Raw genomic sequence first — 16,648 nt, forward strand, 5'->3', positions numbered from 1 at the left:
AATGCAACCTTTGTTACGACCGCACTTACGGGACTTACCGCACTACAAGCGCCGCCGCTGCCAGATAGGCCCCGTAGGGCAATCCGATGCGTCCGGCTCGCCACTGCAGAACGCGTTGCCAGGCGGTGGAAGCGCTCAGACCATCGCACCATCGCGATAGCCACTTCAACCGCAAGGTCAACAATACCAGCGCATGCCCCCCAGCCGCCACGCTGGCCAGGCACCAAACCGGCAGCAGCGCGGAATATCCTGCCACCAGCCCAATCAGCGCGAAAAGCTTGACATCGCCCGCCGCCATCACGTTGCGCCACCAGAAAGGTAGCAGTGCGATCAATCCCAACAGCGCGCCGAGCCCGTGAACCCACATGACCCGAGGCTCGCCATGCCACGCTCGCCATGCAATCCAGATCAGTGCCAGCCCTCCCACGCCCAACAGCCAGACATTCGGGATACGGCGCGCAACCAGATCGGTGATCACGATCGGCAGGCACAACAGCCACAGCAAGGTGAGCACGTTGCGTCTCGCGTCAGTGATTCACGGCGGACGTTGCGACCGACGTGAGGTTGCTGAACACATTCGTGAGCACGGTCGTCAAATTGGTGAACACCGTCGCGCCGACCAAGAGGGCGACGATGGCGGCCAGAATGCCGTACTCCAGCGCCGTGACCCCTGTCTGCCGGGACAGGCTGCGCTGCCGTCCGGCCTCCCCTGTTCGCTTTGCCCGCATGATTCGCGTCCTCGCGAATACTGCCGCCCGCCACCCTGAAGGACGCCAGAAAATTACGGTGTCCTTCCCAATATTACCAACCATAATCTTGACACCCGTGCCACCACACTCACGCCGGCACCAAACAGGTCGCGATACCGGAACGTCACGAACCGACGTTCGTCACGACCGACGTGATCTTCGTAAATACCGACGTGAATACCCCTGACAGGTTCGTATAAACCGCGCCACCGATCAGCACGGCCACGATCGCGGCGAGAATGCCATACTCCAGTGCCGTGACCCCGCGTTCGTCGCGAGCAAACAGTCGAATGCGATTGCCGAGTTTCATATCACGCTCCCACTAAAAAGGCGCCAAGCGCCCGTTCGGACACAACGGGACATCAACGGCCTCTCGGTCGCCGACGCACGTGCGCCATATCGCTTATCAATGCTTGAGTTCGGCCTCGGATTCGTTGCGCCATCAGGCTTGCGAACCCCTTTTGCGTTGTACGCCAATATTTCTACGCTTGTCGATACCGCTTTTGTCGCGGCGTACGCTTTTTTTCGATGCTAATTTAAACCTGCAAACAAAAACTAGAGTCTTGCTTCCAATCACCCTGGAGAATGTAAGAAAGCGTTACATCGATGGATCAAACAATACTCCAAATCCAGATAATCCAACGCCCGCGAGGGAAAACCATGATGGGTGTCACGCCACACGTGCACGCGCAATACCTGTAGCACGCCGCTAAATATCGATTCATCTGATTCAACGGATTCACCCCGTGTTGTCGCTGTTGATCACCGTTGCACTTCGTTCAACACCCCCGCCTCGCGACATCCCCCGACACGCGCCTCGCCCAGAAACGAGATTCGGCTCGCCAGCGCCGCGACACGCCAGCATCCAGCCTTTGCGCGCCTTGCACGCTCAAGCGTCGCATGGCTTGGCAATTTACTTCGTATTTCTACACGACACCGACACCGGTCTCGCCGGGAACGTTACGTAACGTTCCCCGTAACACCCCCGTAACGGGAACGGCATTTCGACGAAAACCGCTCATTTTTCGATGGCGTTAACCCTGCCCCATCCCCCTTCCGAAGACGGTCGATCTCTCGATCCGAAAGATTCTTGTTTTCCGAAACGCAAGTAAATACAGGCTTTCCAGCCCGCCTCCGGAAAAACTAGAAGTTTTATTCAAACCCAGCCTTGGCGATTGGCACAGCTCTTGCGGATATCCCTGCATCGCAACGCTGAAGATCACCGGGGGACACCATGATCATTGGCAATACCAATCAAACGATGCCGCGCCCCGCCGCCCTGTCTGGCGGTCAGCAACGCATCGCGGCAACGCAGCGCAGCGCTGCTGCCGAGAACGATCGTAGAGGCGCAAGCCCAGGGAGGGGCGGTGCAGAAGGCGGTGGCGTACGCGCCACCGCCACACCGACCGATTCGCCCATCGCCGCTCGCGCCGACCACACGCATTCGGCCCACGCGATGACGGGCCCCGATAGCGCGATCGTCAACGCGCTCCTGTTCGCACTCATCGCACAACGCATGAACAGCCGATTGGCAGCGCAAGACGCGCTCGCCTGACCAACGATACAGACCAGAGGACATCATCATGAAAAACATTCAACGCCATCTTCTCGCTTCCGCCTGCCTGCTCGCGATCGTCACGATGACCGGCTGCGCGAGTTCGGGCTCCGGCGGAACCAGCGGGTCGCTCGGCGATAGCGGCACCAGCGCCGGCACCGGCGGCGGCGGCGGCGGAACGGGCGCCGGCACGGTGACCGACGGTTCGGGCCTCAGCGGCAATGGCGGCGGCGGAAGTGGGAACGGAAGCGGCGGCAATGGAGACGGCAGCGGGAACGGCGGCACCGGAAGCAGCGCCGCGACCAACCCGATCGGCACCGTGGCCGCCACTGCGAGCACGGGTGTCGTGACGCAAGTCGGCAAGACCGTTAGCGATCTGGGCACCACGCTGGCCGGCACGCAACTGCCGCTGGTCAGCACGCAAACGCAAAGTGGTCTCGCCGGCGCCGCCGTCTCGACCGGCAACGCTGTGCAGACCCTTGGCAATGGCCTCACGAACGGTCTCGGCAAGCTGGGTTCGGTGAGCGATCCGCTCAATCCGACGCTCGCCAGCGTGGGCGGCGCGGTCACCGACCTCGGCACGGCCGGCACGCAACTGGGTAGCGCCGTCGCCGGCCTCGGGCAGACCGGTCCGCTGGCTAATACGCCGGTCAATGGCGTAACTACGCTGCTTGGCGGTGTCGTGACGTCGGTAGGCATGGCAGGCCAAAGCCTCGGCAGCGGTTTGACGCAGACGATCACGAGCGGCCCGGTGCAGCAACTGACCACATCGCTCTCGTCGGCCATCACGCCGATCACGAACGTCGTGACCAATACCACGCAAACGGTCGGTAACACGACAGGCCTCGGCACGCCGGTTTCCGGACTGCTGGCGCAAATCGGCGGCGGCCTGGCCGGTGTCGGCACGCAGATCGCCGGTCAGCTCAACAATCCGGTGGCCACGGACGTCGGCGGCATCGTGGCGGGCGTGGGTAACACGGTGGCCAGCCTGGGCGGCGCGGTCCACGGCACCCCGACGAGCACCAACCCCCTCGCCCCGCTCACCTCGCTCCTTGGCGGGCTGCCCGGTGGCCTCGGTGGTGGCGCTGGCGCCGGCCCGCTGGCTCCGGTCACGAACCTCGTCTCCGGCCTGACGGGCACGCTCGGCGGTGCCACGGGCGGCACCTCGGGTGGCAACCCGCTGGCGCCCGTCACTAGCCTCGTCTCCGGCCTGACCGGCACGCTCGGCGGTGCCACGGGCGGCGCCTCGGGCAGCAACCCGCTGGCCCCGGTCACGAGCCTCGTCTCGGGCCTGACCGGCGGGCTCGGCGGTGCCACGGGCGGCGCCTCGGGCAGCAATCCGCTGGCTCCGGTCACGAGCCTCGTCTCGGGCCTGACCGGCGGGCTCGGCGGTGCCACGGGCGGCGCCTCGGGCGGCAATCCGCTGGCTCCGGTCACGAGCCTCGTCTCCGGCCTGACGGGCGCGCTCGGCGGTGCTACCGGCGGTGCTACCGGCGGCGCCTCGGGCAGCAATCCGCTGGCTCCGGTCACGAGCCTCGTCTCTGGCCTGACCGGTGCCCTTGGCACCGCCACCGGCGGCGCTTCGACGGGGACGGGTGGCACGGCGGCAGGCGGTGCTCTGGCCCCGGTGACGGCGCTGCTCAGTTCCGTGACAGGCACGGTCGGCGGAGCCACAGGCTCGGGTAGCAGCAGCGGCCCGCTCGCGCCGGTGACCAATCTGCTCGGCGGCTTGCTCGGCGCCAAGAAGTAACCAGGCATCCATCCAGAACGATCTAGGGAGATAGACATCATGACCAACGCACTTCAACGCACCCTCCTGGCTTCGGCCGCCATCGGCCTCATCGCCCTCACCGGCTGCTCCAGCGGCGGCGGCGGGAGCGGCGCTTCGGGCGGCACCTCGGGCACCCCGAATGCCGTCGGCACGACCGCCACCGGCGCAGGCGGCGTCGTGAGTTCCGCCGGCAACGTCGTCAGCGCCTTGGGCAATCAGGTTTCCAGCACCCAATTGCCGCTCGTGTCCACGCAAGCGTCGCAGGGCTTCGGCGGTGCGCTCACGCAGACCGGCAACGCCGTCACCGCCCTCGGCAACGGCGTGAGCAGCGGTCTCGGCCAAACGGGTGCCTCGGCGGATCCGGTCGGCACCACGCTCGCGAGCACGGGCAATGTCGTGACCGACCTCGGTCAGGCGGGCGTGTCGCTGGGCAGCGGCGTCGCCGGTGTCGGCAAGAGCGGTCCGCTGGCAGGCACGCCCGTCGATACGCTGACCGGGGCACTTGGCAACGTGGTCGCGACCGTCGGCCAAGGTGGCATCGCCGGCGGTGCGATCCTGAAACAGGCCTTCACGGGCGGCCCGGTGGTTCAGGCCACCACGGCGCTCTCGTCGGCCATCACGCCGATCACCAATGTCGTGTCCGACACCACCCGCACCGTGGGAATGACCACGGGCCTGGGCAGTCCGGTACAGGGCTTGCTGCAGACGGTCGGCGGCGGCGTCGCCACGGTCGGCACGACGATGCAGGGTACGTCGTCGAACCCGGTCGTCACCGCACTCGGCAACACGGTGATTGCCACCGGCAACACCGTGGGTGGCGTCGGCACGTTCCTGAACGGCAGCACCTCCACCGGCTCGGCGAATCCGTTCGGATCGCTGCTGGGCAACCTGGGCACGACGACCGCAGGCGGTTCGTCGAACCCGCTCGGCTCGGTCACGGGATTGCTCGGCGGCCTCGGCGGTTCGGGCAGCAGCCCGCTCGCGCCGGTCACCGGCCTGCTCGGCGGGGTGAGTGGCGCCACGTCGGGCGGCAGCAGCAGCCCGCTGGCCCCGGTCACGAGCCTGCTCTCCGGTGTGACGAGCACGGCTGGCGGTAGCTCGGGCGGCGCAACGGGCGGTCTGACGGGACTGCTCGCACCGGTCACCAGCCTGCTCGGCAGTGTGGCCAGCGTCGGCAAGTAATCGCCAGTCCAATGGTGCGTCGCGCGAATCGCGCGCGCACCACGTGATTCATCGATAAGGAGATGCCATGGCCCGCTTCATTCCCGACACCAGCGTTCTGATGCGCGGTCATGGCGATTGCGCCCCGCAACTTTCCGAACCCGTCGCCATGCGCGACACCGGCAACGGGTTCGCCGCCGGCCACCGCCACAACACATACGGCGTCGATTCGGGCGCCGCCTCCGGGGCGACGTCGACGGCCTCCCCGCTCAACACATCGCACGGCACCATGAGCGACCGACACACGAACCGTAACGATCTCGTCGCCGGCATCGTCCGCTCGCTCGGACGCCGGCTCGCCGTGTACACGGCGCTGTATCACGCAGCGCTTGCCGAGCAGCTCGGCCTGAATGTCACCGACCTGAACGCGCTCGATCTCATCCTTGAAATCGAGTCGATTACCGCGGGCCAGCTCGCCGAACTCATGGGCGTCAGCTCGGGCGGCATCACCACGGTCATCGATCGGCTCGAGCGCGCGGGCTTCGTCGAGCGGGAGAAGAACCCGCACGACCGGCGCATGGTGATGATCCACCCCATCGAAGAGCGTTGCGCTCAGATCGAACAGTTCCTGTCCTCAGTCTCGCGCGAACTCACGGCGGTCAGCGCGGCATACGACCAGAGCGAACTCGCCGCGATTCACGATTTCCTGGTGCAGAGCATCCGCACCCTGAAGAGCGAAACCTTCCGTCTTCGCTTCGAGGCCGATCAGGACATCGCCGGTCTGGTCGCCAATGGCCGAAGTGCGTCGACCAAGGTCTGAGCGCACCTCGATGACCACGACCCCAACGAGGAGAAAACTCATGTCGAAGCTTTTGCGTCCCACGATGCTTGCCGTGCTGGTGGCGAGCATCGTCAGTGTTACCGGTTGCTCCAGTTCGGGCGGCGGCAGCGGCGCCACGGCGAACACGCCGACCAACCCGTCGGACCCGACAAATCCCGTCACGCCGACCAACCCCACGAATCCGACCACGAGCAGCGCCGGTGTCGTCAGTTCGGTCGGCTCGGTGGTGAGCGCGCTCGGCAATCAGGTCGCCGGCACGACGGTGCCGGGTGTATCCACGCAAGCCACGCAGGGTTTCGGCGGCGCGCTCACGCAAACGGGTAATGCCGTCACGGACCTGGGCATAGGCGTGGGTAGCGGACTGGGCCAGCTCGGCACGTCCGGCACGAACCCGGTCGGCACCACGCTCGCGAGCACGGGCGGTGTTGTGTCCGATCTCGGCAATGCCGGGGTATTGTTCGGCAGCGGCGTTGCCGGCATCGGCAAGAGTGGCCCGCTGGCGAACACACCGATCGACACGCTCACGGGCGTGCTGGGCACCGCCGTCGCGACCGTTGGCCAGGGGGGCGTGCAAGGCGGTTCGGCACTCACTCAGGCACTGACGAGCGCCCCCGTCGTTCAAGCGACGACGGCCCTCTCGTCGGCCATCACACCGATCACCAATACGCTCACGACGACAACGCAGACGCTCGGCAACACCACCGGTCTGGGCACTCCGGCGGCCGGTCTGCTCGGCACACTGGGCGGCGCATTGAATTCGACCGGCGCGCAGGTCAAGGCGGCCGCACCGAACGCCGCTGTCGCAAGCCTTGGCAATCCGCTCATGGCGCTGGGCAACACCGTCACGAGTGCGGGCGGCCTGCTCTCAGGGAGCACCAGCGCGACGCAACCGAATGCGCTCGGCAACGTGCTCGCCAACGTGGGGAACACCACGGTGACGCCGACCACGGCGAGCGGCAACAATCCGCTGGGCGCGCTCACCGGTTTGCTCGGCGGGCTGTCGAGTGCGACGGGCGCGTCCGGCAGCAATCCATTGGGGGCCGTCACGGGCCTGTTGGGCGGTGTGACGAGTCCCTCGGGCGCCAGCGGCGGTGCTGGCACTGCGCTGGCCCCCGTCACGGCGCTGCTGAACACGGTCACTGCGCCGCTTGCGACGCTGGCCAGCGTCGGTTCCGGTAGCACGAGCGGCACGGGCGGCGCAAGCGGCCTCCTTGCGCCGGTGACGGGACTGCTGGGCGGCGTGGCCAAATAAAGCTAGACGGCAGCGGGACAGTGACGAGACAGGGGATGGGAGAGTAGCGCGACGTACCGAAGCGTCGCAAGATCGCGAGAGGGGGGAACGTCGGCGGGGTGCAGGCCCAATGACGACGGCAAACCCGGACAGTGAAGCGACACTGGCCGGGCTTTGCCGTGTCTGGCGTCGAGCGGTCGCTCATTCCGACAGACGGCTGTGAACGTGATCGAAGTCGTCGAGGTCGGCGATCTCATGACACGTTGCGGCCACCGCGCTGTGACGTTGTTGCGTGTTGCGTTAGCGTCGCGCTCGCACGCCAACAAAAAAGACCCAGACGAGTACTCGTCCGGGTCTTCTTGCCTTGGGCGTCCTGCCGAATCTGCCTATCGCGCAGTGGCGGTGCAGAAGAATCGTAGCAACGCCCCCGACGCGACGCCGATTACTGGTCTCGGATCCAGGTCTGCGTGCGACCGAGCAGCGAAATCCCGAGGTAGCCACGCACGTCGAGTTTCTTGCCGCCGTCGATCACGGTGATCTTGCAGCTGTACTCCATGCCATTTTCCGGATCGAGGATCTTGCCGCCGTCATACACTTCGCCATCCTTGCGGATGCCGCGAATGATCTGCATGCCCAGCATCTTCTGTCCCTTGCGCGCGTCGGTGCAGGCCGTGCACACACGCGCCGGATCGTCGTTTTCGCCAAGGCCCTTGGTGACGACGCCCACGTATTCACCGTCCTTTTCCGAGATCGTGACAAGCGCCTTCGGCTTGCCGGTGTTGTCGTCGATGGTCTTCCATACGCCGACCGGCGACATGTCATTGGCCGCGATTGCCGCCTTGGCAACGCCACCCAACAATGCCACTGCAACGAGCGCGTGCGCCCCCAGACGTCGCCACGACGTCGCGTTCGAAATTTGCTTCATGATTGTCATCCTCCCGGATACGGAATTGATTGTCGTAGGACTCACGATAGCCGTCATCACCGCACCGCTACTCGCGCGAGTCGCTTTGCAGATTACGCCAAAGGCGTAACGCCGTGCTGAGGAAGTCCTCTAGCCGAAATCGCCGCGCGCGCCGAGCGCCCGCCCGCCGTCGACGATTACAACGGCGGCAAGGCAATCGCGGTCAGACGCCACTGCACGAGATTGCGTCGCGTCAGCGTGAACGTCACGATGCGCGTCGGACGGTCGCTGCGCGACACATGGACAAGGAAATGATTGAAGTCCTGAAACTCGGTCCGCGTGGTGGTGCGCGGCGGTGTGTTGCCCGACGACGGCGACGCATCACCTGAGCGCGCGTCGGGCAAGTTGGCGGCATAGGGGTCGGCTGCGGCCGGCGGAGCCGCCAGCGGGGCGCTGTCCTGCGCCTGCGGTGCCGCATCGCGCGGCGCGGGCGCTCCGGGCGCTGGCGGCAATCCGGTGCTGTCACCCCGCAGCATGGCCGCCACCGCTTCCGGCGTGAGCAACGCCTCCACAACGCGATCCGACACCCACCCACCGAGCGCGAGGGCAAGGGCCCCGAAGGCGTTGCCACGCTGCTTGTCCATCTGACGCGAGAGTTCGTCGTGAAGACTCGTTTTCAGGCTTTCACGCACGGCCGGATAGTCGACGTACGACGACAGCGCCGCCGCATCGCGCGCATCGGCCGCGTCGCGCGCCCGCCACAACGTGTAATACGGCGTGCCGAAAAGTAGACCCAGCACGACAATCAGTGCCCCGAGGGATATCGCGATCCTTGACAGCTTACGCATGGCAAAACTCCGTCAATCAAACTGCGCATGGTAGGCGACGTACTGCAACTCTCCCCTGCTGGCTTACATTGCTTTACAAATCTTTACAGCAAGCGACGCCGCGCCCTTTTACTCTGGAAACGTGGCCGCAAATACGTGACACGTTCCGGCGCTCGCCCACTCGGCAGAGCATGGTACGTGCAGGGTACGCGGCAGTTCAACCGACAAGGAGGTGGCACCATGCGGCTCGCCCGACTTGTCCGGATGACGTGTTGCGTCATGCTGGCCGTCACCGCCCATGGCGCAACGGCACATCCGTGGTCGAACAGCCGGTTTTTCCAGAGTTGGTTTGCACAGGGCGCCGAGCGCCCCGACGGACGCGGCAATCACCGCGGCGGCGCACGGCCTGAACCGTCACGGCCGCCGCCTCAGGCCGTACGGCCGCAGGGCGACTTGCGCGGCGACATCTACAACCATCTGCGCGAACAGCGGCAAGCGCCCCCGCCACCGCCCGCCGACGCCCCGCGTGGGCGCGATCATGGCGATCGCGGCACGCGTTCACGCTGAGCGCAAACCCGCGAGCGGTCTACACGCCGCGCGCAACGCTCAGGTGAGCGACGTATCCACCACGCGACGCGGAGCTTCAAGATATTCCAATGACTGCATCTCCACCAGACGCGACACCGTCCGAGCAAACTCGTTAGCGAGCGTGCCCTCCACGTACAACTCCTCGGGCGCGACTTCCGCCGACATCAGCAGCTTGACCTTGTGGTCGTAGAAAACGTCGACGAGCCATGTGAAGCGGCGCGCCTCCGACGCCATGCGCGGCGTCATCTTCGGCACGTCCGATAGCACGACGGTGTGGAAGCGGTTGGCCAGTTCGAGATAGTCGTTCTGCGAACGTGGGCCCCCGCACAACATATGGAAGTTGAACCACACCACGCCGCCCGCGCGACGCAGGGCCTTCAGCTCGCGCTGCTCGATATGCAGCACCGGGCTCTCGTCGGGAACCCCGGCGATCTCGGCAAACGCCGCACGCAGCGCTCGATTCGCCTCGTTGCCAAGGGGATAGTGATAGACCTGCACCTGCGCCAGCGTGCGGCGTCGATAGTCGATGCCGGCGTCGACATTGAGCACGTCAAGCTTCTCTTCAAGCAGCCGGATCGCAGGCAGCACGCGATCACGATGCAAGCCGTCCGGGTACAGCGTGTCGGGACGATAGTTCGACGTCATCACGAACTGCACGCCGTTCTTGAACAGCTCGGCAAGCAGGCGGTGAAGGATCATGGCGTCGGCCACATCGGAGACGTGGAATTCGTCGAAGCAGATCAGGCGATACCGCTTGGCGATGCGTTTGGCCAATTCGTCGAGCGGATCGGGCTGCCCCTTGAGCGCCTGCAACTGATGATGCACCTCACGCATGAACTCGTGGAAATGCAGACGCGTCTTGCGCTGCAGCGGCACCACCGAGTAGAAGCTGTCCATCAGGAAGCTCTTGCCACGGCCCACCCCGCCCCACAGATACACGCCCTTGGGCAGATCGGGATGCACGAGCCACTTCTTGAGGGTGCTCGAACGCCTGGCCTTGTATGCCGCCCATTCGTCGTAGCACTGTTGCAGACGCTCGACGGCGCGCTCCTGCGCCTCATCGGGCTCGTAGCCGCGCGCGGCCAGTTCCTGTTGATAGTATTCGCGAACGTTCATGCGGTGCGGCGACCGGCCGGGGGGCAGAGGAAATCGGGGAAAAAACAAAGGCGAGTTGCCTCGCCTTTGATCGTACTGTCAGCGTAAAGCGACTTACTTGTTCAGCGCGCGCTTCTCGACATCGAGGGCGGCTTCACGCATCACTTCCGACAGCGACGGGTGCGGATGACAGATACGGCCGATGTCTTCCGACGCCGCCTTGAACTCCATCGCCACCACGGCTTCGGCAATCAGGTCCGAAGCGTTCAGGCCGATCACGTGCACGCCGAGGATCTCGTCGGTCTTGGCATCGGCCAGCACCTTCACGAAACCGTCCGACGAGCCCATGCCCAGCGCACGGCCGTTGGCCGCGAACGGGAACTGACCCGGCTTGAACTCACGGCCTTCGGCCTTCAATTGCTGCTCGGTCTTGCCGACCCAGGCAATTTCCGGGGACGTGTAGATCACCCACGGAATGCAGTTGTAGTCGATGTGCGGCTTCTGGCCAGCGATGACTTCCGCCACCAGCACGCCTTCGTCTTCGGCCTTGTGCGCGAGCATCGGGCCACGCACCACGTCGCCGATCGCGTACACGTTCGGCAGCTTGGTACGGCAGTGGTCGTCCACCGGAATGAAGCCGCGCTCATCGGTCGCCAAACCAATGTTGCCCAGGCCGAGGTCATCGGTGTTCGGCACGCGGCCGACCGACACGATCAGACGATCGACGTCGAGCGTCTTGGCGTTGCCGTCCTTGTCCGTGTAGCTGATCGTGACGTTGTTCTTGCCGGTCTTGACCTCGCCGACCTTCACGCCGACGTTGATGTCCAGTCCCTGCTTCTTGAACTGCTTGGCCGCTTCCTTCGCAACGCCGGCATCGGCCGCCGCCAGGAATTCCGGCATGGCTTCGAGCACGGTGACTTCGGCACCCAGGCGGCGCCATACCGAACCCAGTTCCAGACCGATCACGCCGGCGCCGATCACGCCCAGCTTTTTCGGCACAGTGTCGAACGAGAGAGCACCTTCGTTATCCGAGATGAGCTTGTTGTCGACCGGCATGCCCGGCAGATGACGCGCCTTCGAACCGGTAGCGATGATGATGTTCTTTGCCGTGACGGACTCGGCCTCGGCACCCTTCACATCGATCTGATAGCCGCCGTCGTTCTTGGCAATGATCGTGCCGTGACCCTTGAGCCACGTGATCTTGTTCTTCTTGAACAGGTATTCGATACCGCCCGTCATCTTGTCGACGATACCCTGCTTGCGCGAGAGCATCTTCTCGATGTCGATCTTGACGTCCGACGTGGTGATACCGTGATCGGCCAGGTGATGACCGATCTTCTCGAACTCTTCCGACGAGGCGAGCAGCGCCTTCGACGGAATGCATCCCACGTTCAGGCAGGTCCCGCCGAGCACCATCTTGCCGGCCGGGTTGGTCCATTTCTCGACGCAAGCGACCGAGAAACCGAGTTGGGCGGCGCGGATGGCGGCAATATAACCACCGGGGCCGGCGCCGATTACGACTACATCAAATTCTTTTGCCATTTTGATTGTGACTCACTGAAGGTAGACGGCAGGGGGAGGCGCGGCGCGCCGGCCATGCGAAGATGGCCGGGCAGCGCCGCGCAATGCGCGCTATCGCTTACAGGTCGAGCAGCAGGCGCGCCGGATCTTCCAGCGCTTCCTTCATGGCGACGAGGCTCAGCACGGCTTCGCGACCGTCGATGATACGGTGGTCGTAGCTCATGGCCAGGTAGTTCATCGGGCGGATGACGATCTCGCCGTTCTCCACGACCGCGCGGTCCTTCGTGGCGTGCACGCCCAGAATGGCCGACTGCGGCGGGTTGATGATCGGGGTCGACAGCATCGAACCGAACACACCGCCGTTCGAGATCGAGAACGTACCGCCGGTCATTTCTTCGATCGACAGCTTGCCGTCGGCCGCCTTCTTGCCGTATTCGGCGATCTTCTTCTCGATGTCGGCCAGGCTCAGCTGGTCGGCATTGCGCAGAATCGGCACCACCAGGCCACGCGGCGAACCGACCGCGATACCGATGTCGAAGTAGCCGTGGTAGACGATGTCGTTACCGTCGATCGAGGCGTTCACGGCCGGGTACTTCTTGAGCGCGTGGACCGCGGCCTTGACGAAGAACGACATGAAGCCCAGCTTCACGCCGTGCTCCTTCTCGAACTTGTCCTTGTACTTGTTGCGCAGATCCATCACCGGCTTCATGTTGACCTCGTTGAACGTGGTCAGAATGGCGTTGGTCTGTTGCGATTGCAGCAGGCGCTCGGCGATACGGGCGCGCAGGCGCGACATCGGCACGCGCTGTTCCGGACGGCCTTCAAGCGACGTGTCGCGGCCCACCGAAGCGGCCACCGACGGCAGCGCGGCGCGCGGGGCCGGTGCCGGGATCGACGATGCGACGGCAGCCGGCTTGGCGCCAGCGGCCAGGGCGTCGCCCTTGGTCACGCGACCGTCGCGGCCCGAGCCGGCCACGTCCGTGGTCGACAGGTTCTTCTCAGCCAGCACCTTGGCAGCGGCCGGGCTGGCGATGCCACCCGATGCGCCACCGGCGACGGGCGCCGCGCTCGAGGCGGCAGCGGCCGGCGCGGCGGCTTCTGCCGGCTTGGCAGCAACCGGTGCGGCGGCGCCTGCCTTGGCGTCCGTGTCGATCTTCGCGATGATTTGCTCGGACGTCACGGTGTCGCCAGCGGCGGCGGTCACTTCGACGAGCACGCCGGCGGCGGGCGCCGGCACTTCCAGCACGACCTTGTCGGTTTCGACTTCGATCACGGTTTCATCTTGGGCGATGGCTTCGCCGACTTTCTTCTTCCAGTCGAGCAGCGTGCCTTCAGAAACCGACTCGGAGAATTGGGGGACTTTGATTTCAACAATGGCCATTTCTGGATCCTGGATTCGATAAACGTTCAATTCGGAAATACGGCAGCGGCCGTCCCCAGGGGGAGGACGACCGCTGTAAGACCTAACCGGTTACTGCACCACGGTCGCGCCCTTGAGGCGACCGAAAGCCGTATCGAGCAGCTGCTTGAGCTGTTCGTAGTGCTTGGCGTAGTAGCCCGCGGCAGGCGAGGCCGAAGCCGCGCGACCCGCGTAAGCCAGCTTCTGACCGGCGCTCATGCTTTCGATCAGGTGGTGTTCGATGTAGAACCACGGACCTTGATTTTGCGGCTCGTCCTGGGCCCACACCACTTCGGTAAGGTTTTCGTATTTCTTCAGTTCGTTCTCGAACGCCTTGTGCGGGAACGGGTAGAGCTGTTCCACACGCACGATCGCAACGTCGGTCGACTTGTCTTCACGACGGCGGGCGATCAGGTCGTAGTACAGGCGGCCCGAGCAGGCGACGACGCGCTTGACCTTCTTGGCGTCGATCGAAGCATCGGTTTCGCCGATCACCGTCTGGAAGCCGCCCTTGGCGAGTTCCGACAGGTCGCTCACGGCTTCCTTGTGGCGCAGCAGCGACTTCGGCGTGAACACGATCAGCGGCTTGCGCAGCTGGCGGATCATCTGACGACGCAGCAGGTGGAAGATCTGTGCCGGCGTGGTCGGCTGGACCACTTGCATGTTCGTGTCGGCGCACAGTTGCAGGTAGCGTTCGATACGCGCCGACGAGTGCTCCGGACCCTGGCCTTCGTAGCCATGCGGCAGCAGCATCGTCAGGCCCGACACGCGGCCCCACTTCACTTCGCCGCTCGAGATGAACTGGTCGATCACGACCTGCGCACCGTTGGCGAAGTCGCCGAACTGGCCTTCCCACAGCACCATCGTGTTCGGCTCGGCCGTCGAGTAACCGTACTCAAAGCCCAGCACGGCTTCTTCGGAGAGCACCGAGTCGATCACCGTGAAGGTGGCCTGACCGTCGGCCACGTGTTGCAGCGGCACGTAGGTGCCGTCGTTCCAACGCTCGCGGTTCTGGTCATGCAGCACCGAGTGGCGGTGCGTGAACGTGCCGCGGCCCGAATCCTGACCGGTCAGGCGCACAGCGAAGCCCGACGAGACCAGCGAGGCGAAGGCCAGATGCTCGCCCATGCCCCAGTCGAGCGGCTGCTCGCCCGCGCCCATCTTGCGACGGTCGTTGATGACCTTCTCGACGAGCGGGTGAACCTTGAAGTTCGCCGGGATCGTGGTGATGCGCTCGGCCAGACGCTTGAGTTCGTTCAGCGGCACGGCCGTATCGCCGGCATCGGTCCACTTCTTGTTCAGGAACGGCACCCAGTCGACCGCGTACTTGCTCTTGTAGTTCGAGAGCACCGGGTCGACGGTGTGGTGGCCGTCGTCCATGGCCTTGCGGTAGGCCGCGACGAACGCGTTGCCTTCCTCGGCTGTAATCACGCCTTGCGTGACCAGCTTCTCGACGTACAGCGCGCGCGTGCCCGGGTGTTGGGCAATCTTCTTGTACATCAGCGGCTGCGTGACCGCCGGCGTGTCCTGCTCGTTGTGGCCCAGCTTGCGGTAGCAAACGATGTCCACGACGGCGTCTTTCTTGAACTCCTGACGGAAGTCCAGGGCCAGTTGCATGGCCAGCACGACCGCTTCCGGATCGTCGCCGTTCACGTGCAGCACCGGCGCTTCGATCATCTTGACCACGTCCGAACAGTACGTCGTCGAACGGGCGTCACGCGGATCCGACGTGGTGAAGCCGATCTGGTTGTTGATGACGATGTGCACCGTGCCGTGCGTGCCGTAACCGCGCGTCTGCGCGAGGTTCAGCGTTTCCATCACGACGCCCTGCCCCGCGAATGCGGCGTCACCGTGAACTTGCACCGGCAGCACGCTGGCCGCGTCGGCTTCGCCACGACGGTCCATACGTGCCTTGGCCGAGCCTTCGACCACCGGGTTCACGATTTCCAGGTGCGACGGGTTGAACGCCAGCGACAGGTGGACCGGGCCACCGCCCGTCGAAACGTCGCTCGAGAAGCCCTTGTGGTACTTCACGTCACCGGCCGGCAGATCGTCGACGTGCTTGCCTTCGAATTCGGCGAACAGGTCCGCCGGCATTTTGCCCAGGGTGTTGACCAGCACGTTCAGACGGCCGCGGTGGGCCATGCCGATCACGATTTCCTGCACGCCCTTGGCACCAGCGTGGTGGACGAGTTCGTCCATCGCCACGATGAACGATTCGCCGCCTTCGAGCGAGAAGCGCTTCTGGCCGACGAACTTGGTGTGCAGGTAACGCTCGAGGCCTTCAGCGGCGGTCAGGCGTTCGAGGATGTGCTTCTTCTTTTCAGCGGTGAAGTTGGGCGTGGCACGCACCTTCTCCAGACGCTCTTGCCACCAGCGCTTTTGCACCGGGTCGCTGATGTACATGTACTCGGCGCCGATCGAGCCGCAGTACGTGTCGCGCAGCGACTTGAGCAGGTCGCGCAGGCTGGCCTGTTCGAAACCGAAGTACGTGTTCTCGGCCGAGTACACGCTGTCCATATCCGCTTCGGTCAGGTCGTAGAACGCGGGTTCCAGTTCCGGAATGGCCGGACGTTCCTGACGCTTGAGCGGGTCCAGATTGGCCCAGCGGGCGCCCAGGAAGCGGTAGGCGGCGACGAGCGACTGCACGTGCACCTGCTTGCGGGCCACGGCCAGGTCGGAGGCGCCAGCGCGCGGCACGAAGGCATTGGCCTTGGCGCGCTGGGCGAACGACTCCACGATCGGGGCGTGAGCCACGTCGTTGGCGTTGGAACCATCAACAGCGGGAACGTTTTGCAGCGCGTCGAAATACTGGCGCCAGTTGTCCGGCACGGAAGCCGGATTGTCTAGATACGATTCGTACAGTTCTTCAACGTAGGGGGCATTGCCGCCGAAGAGGTACGAGTTCGTTTGGAATTGTTCCATCAAACTCATTTTGCGCTCACCTTTTCTACGAGTGTCTCGAGAAATAGCGGGTTACGAAACCTTCCGCGACACGGCCTGACC

The 16,648-nt window shown here is 64.6% G+C and carries 15 protein-coding genes; 6 read left to right on the plus strand and 9 right to left on the minus strand.

Annotated features, from left to right (window positions below):
- Positions 1–34: 34 nt before the first annotated feature.
- The 3 genes from BGP02_RS03195 to BGP02_RS03205 all read right to left on the minus strand — a co-directional run bounded on the left by BGP02_RS03195 (position 35) and on the right by BGP02_RS03205 (position 1,059).
- A complete protein-coding gene (locus BGP02_RS03195) occupies positions 35–514 on the minus strand; it encodes a prepilin peptidase (RefSeq protein WP_017234998.1) in 480 nt (159 codons plus the stop codon).
- A 13-nt stretch (positions 515–527) separates the two neighbouring features.
- Positions 528–728 carry a Flp family type IVb pilin gene (locus tag BGP02_RS03200; RefSeq protein WP_017234999.1) on the minus strand — a complete coding sequence of 67 codons (201 nt, stop codon included), beginning with the start codon at positions 726–728 and terminating at the stop codon, positions 528–530.
- 145 nt (positions 729–873) lie between these two features.
- On the minus strand, positions 874–1,059 hold the full coding sequence (locus tag BGP02_RS03205) for a Flp family type IVb pilin (RefSeq protein WP_150607829.1): 186 nt from the start codon (positions 1,057–1,059) through the stop codon (positions 874–876).
- A 924-nt stretch (positions 1,060–1,983) separates the two neighbouring features.
- On the opposite strand from BGP02_RS03205, the gene BGP02_RS03210 reads away from it, so the two are divergent.
- From BGP02_RS03210 to BGP02_RS03230, 5 genes are all read left to right on the plus strand, one after another.
- Positions 1,984–2,304: a hypothetical protein gene (locus BGP02_RS03210; RefSeq protein ID WP_150564478.1), complete on the plus strand. Its 321-nt coding sequence runs from the start codon at positions 1,984–1,986 to the stop codon at positions 2,302–2,304.
- A 28-nt stretch (positions 2,305–2,332) separates the two neighbouring features.
- Entirely contained in the window at positions 2,333–4,054 is a 1,722-nt protein-coding gene (locus BGP02_RS03215; protein ID WP_286797714.1) for a collagen-like triple helix repeat-containing protein, read from the plus strand.
- 39 nt (positions 4,055–4,093) lie between these two features.
- Positions 4,094–5,257, plus strand: a complete 1,164-nt coding sequence (locus tag BGP02_RS03220) for a collagen-like triple helix repeat-containing protein (protein ID WP_286797716.1) — start codon at positions 4,094–4,096, stop codon at positions 5,255–5,257.
- A 67-nt stretch (positions 5,258–5,324) separates the two neighbouring features.
- On the plus strand, positions 5,325–6,056 hold the full coding sequence (locus BGP02_RS03225) for a MarR family winged helix-turn-helix transcriptional regulator (protein ID WP_017231554.1): 732 nt from the start codon (positions 5,325–5,327) through the stop codon (positions 6,054–6,056).
- Positions 6,057–6,096: 40 nt separating this feature from the next.
- Positions 6,097–7,329: a collagen-like triple helix repeat-containing protein gene (locus BGP02_RS03230; RefSeq protein WP_261938442.1), complete on the plus strand. Its 1,233-nt coding sequence runs from the start codon at positions 6,097–6,099 to the stop codon at positions 7,327–7,329.
- Positions 7,330–7,750: 421 nt separating this feature from the next.
- On the opposite strand, the gene BGP02_RS03235 is transcribed toward BGP02_RS03230, so the two are convergent.
- Positions 7,751–8,233, minus strand: coding sequence for a DUF2147 domain-containing protein (locus BGP02_RS03235; RefSeq protein WP_017231552.1), 483 nt, complete (start codon positions 8,231–8,233; stop codon positions 7,751–7,753).
- A gap of 176 nt (positions 8,234–8,409) precedes the next feature.
- Complete coding sequence (locus BGP02_RS03240) at positions 8,410–9,060, minus strand: DUF2939 domain-containing protein (RefSeq protein ID WP_017231550.1); 651 nt, start codon at positions 9,058–9,060, stop codon at positions 8,410–8,412.
- Between the two features lie 258 nt (positions 9,061–9,318).
- On the opposite strand from BGP02_RS03240, the gene BGP02_RS03245 reads away from it, so the two are divergent.
- A complete protein-coding gene (locus BGP02_RS03245; protein WP_157211310.1) occupies positions 9,319–9,606 on the plus strand; it encodes a hypothetical protein in 288 nt (95 codons plus the stop codon).
- 39 nt (positions 9,607–9,645) lie between these two features.
- Here the strand turns inward: BGP02_RS03245 and zapE are convergent, their stop codons facing one another.
- From zapE to BGP02_RS03265, 4 genes are all read right to left on the minus strand, one after another.
- Entirely contained in the window at positions 9,646–10,743 is a 1,098-nt protein-coding gene (gene zapE, locus BGP02_RS03250; protein ID WP_017231548.1) for a cell division protein ZapE, read from the minus strand.
- Between the two features lie 93 nt (positions 10,744–10,836).
- Complete coding sequence (lpdA, locus tag BGP02_RS03255; protein ID WP_017231547.1) at positions 10,837–12,264, minus strand: dihydrolipoyl dehydrogenase; 1,428 nt, start codon at positions 12,262–12,264, stop codon at positions 10,837–10,839.
- 97 nt (positions 12,265–12,361) lie between these two features.
- The gene (gene odhB, locus BGP02_RS03260) at positions 12,362–13,624 is read right to left on the minus strand and encodes a 2-oxoglutarate dehydrogenase complex dihydrolipoyllysine-residue succinyltransferase (RefSeq protein WP_286797721.1); all 1,263 of its coding nucleotides are present in this window, start codon (positions 13,622–13,624) and stop codon (positions 12,362–12,364) included.
- 90 nt (positions 13,625–13,714) lie between these two features.
- The gene (locus BGP02_RS03265) at positions 13,715–16,576 is read right to left on the minus strand and encodes a 2-oxoglutarate dehydrogenase E1 component (protein WP_085982684.1); all 2,862 of its coding nucleotides are present in this window, start codon (positions 16,574–16,576) and stop codon (positions 13,715–13,717) included.
- Positions 16,577–16,648: the final 72 nt, after the last annotated feature.

Origin of the sequence: Pandoraea sp. 64-18 (genome assembly GCF_001899225.1) — a bacterium.
GTDB lineage: Bacteria > Pseudomonadota > Gammaproteobacteria > Burkholderiales > Burkholderiaceae > Pandoraea > Pandoraea cepalis.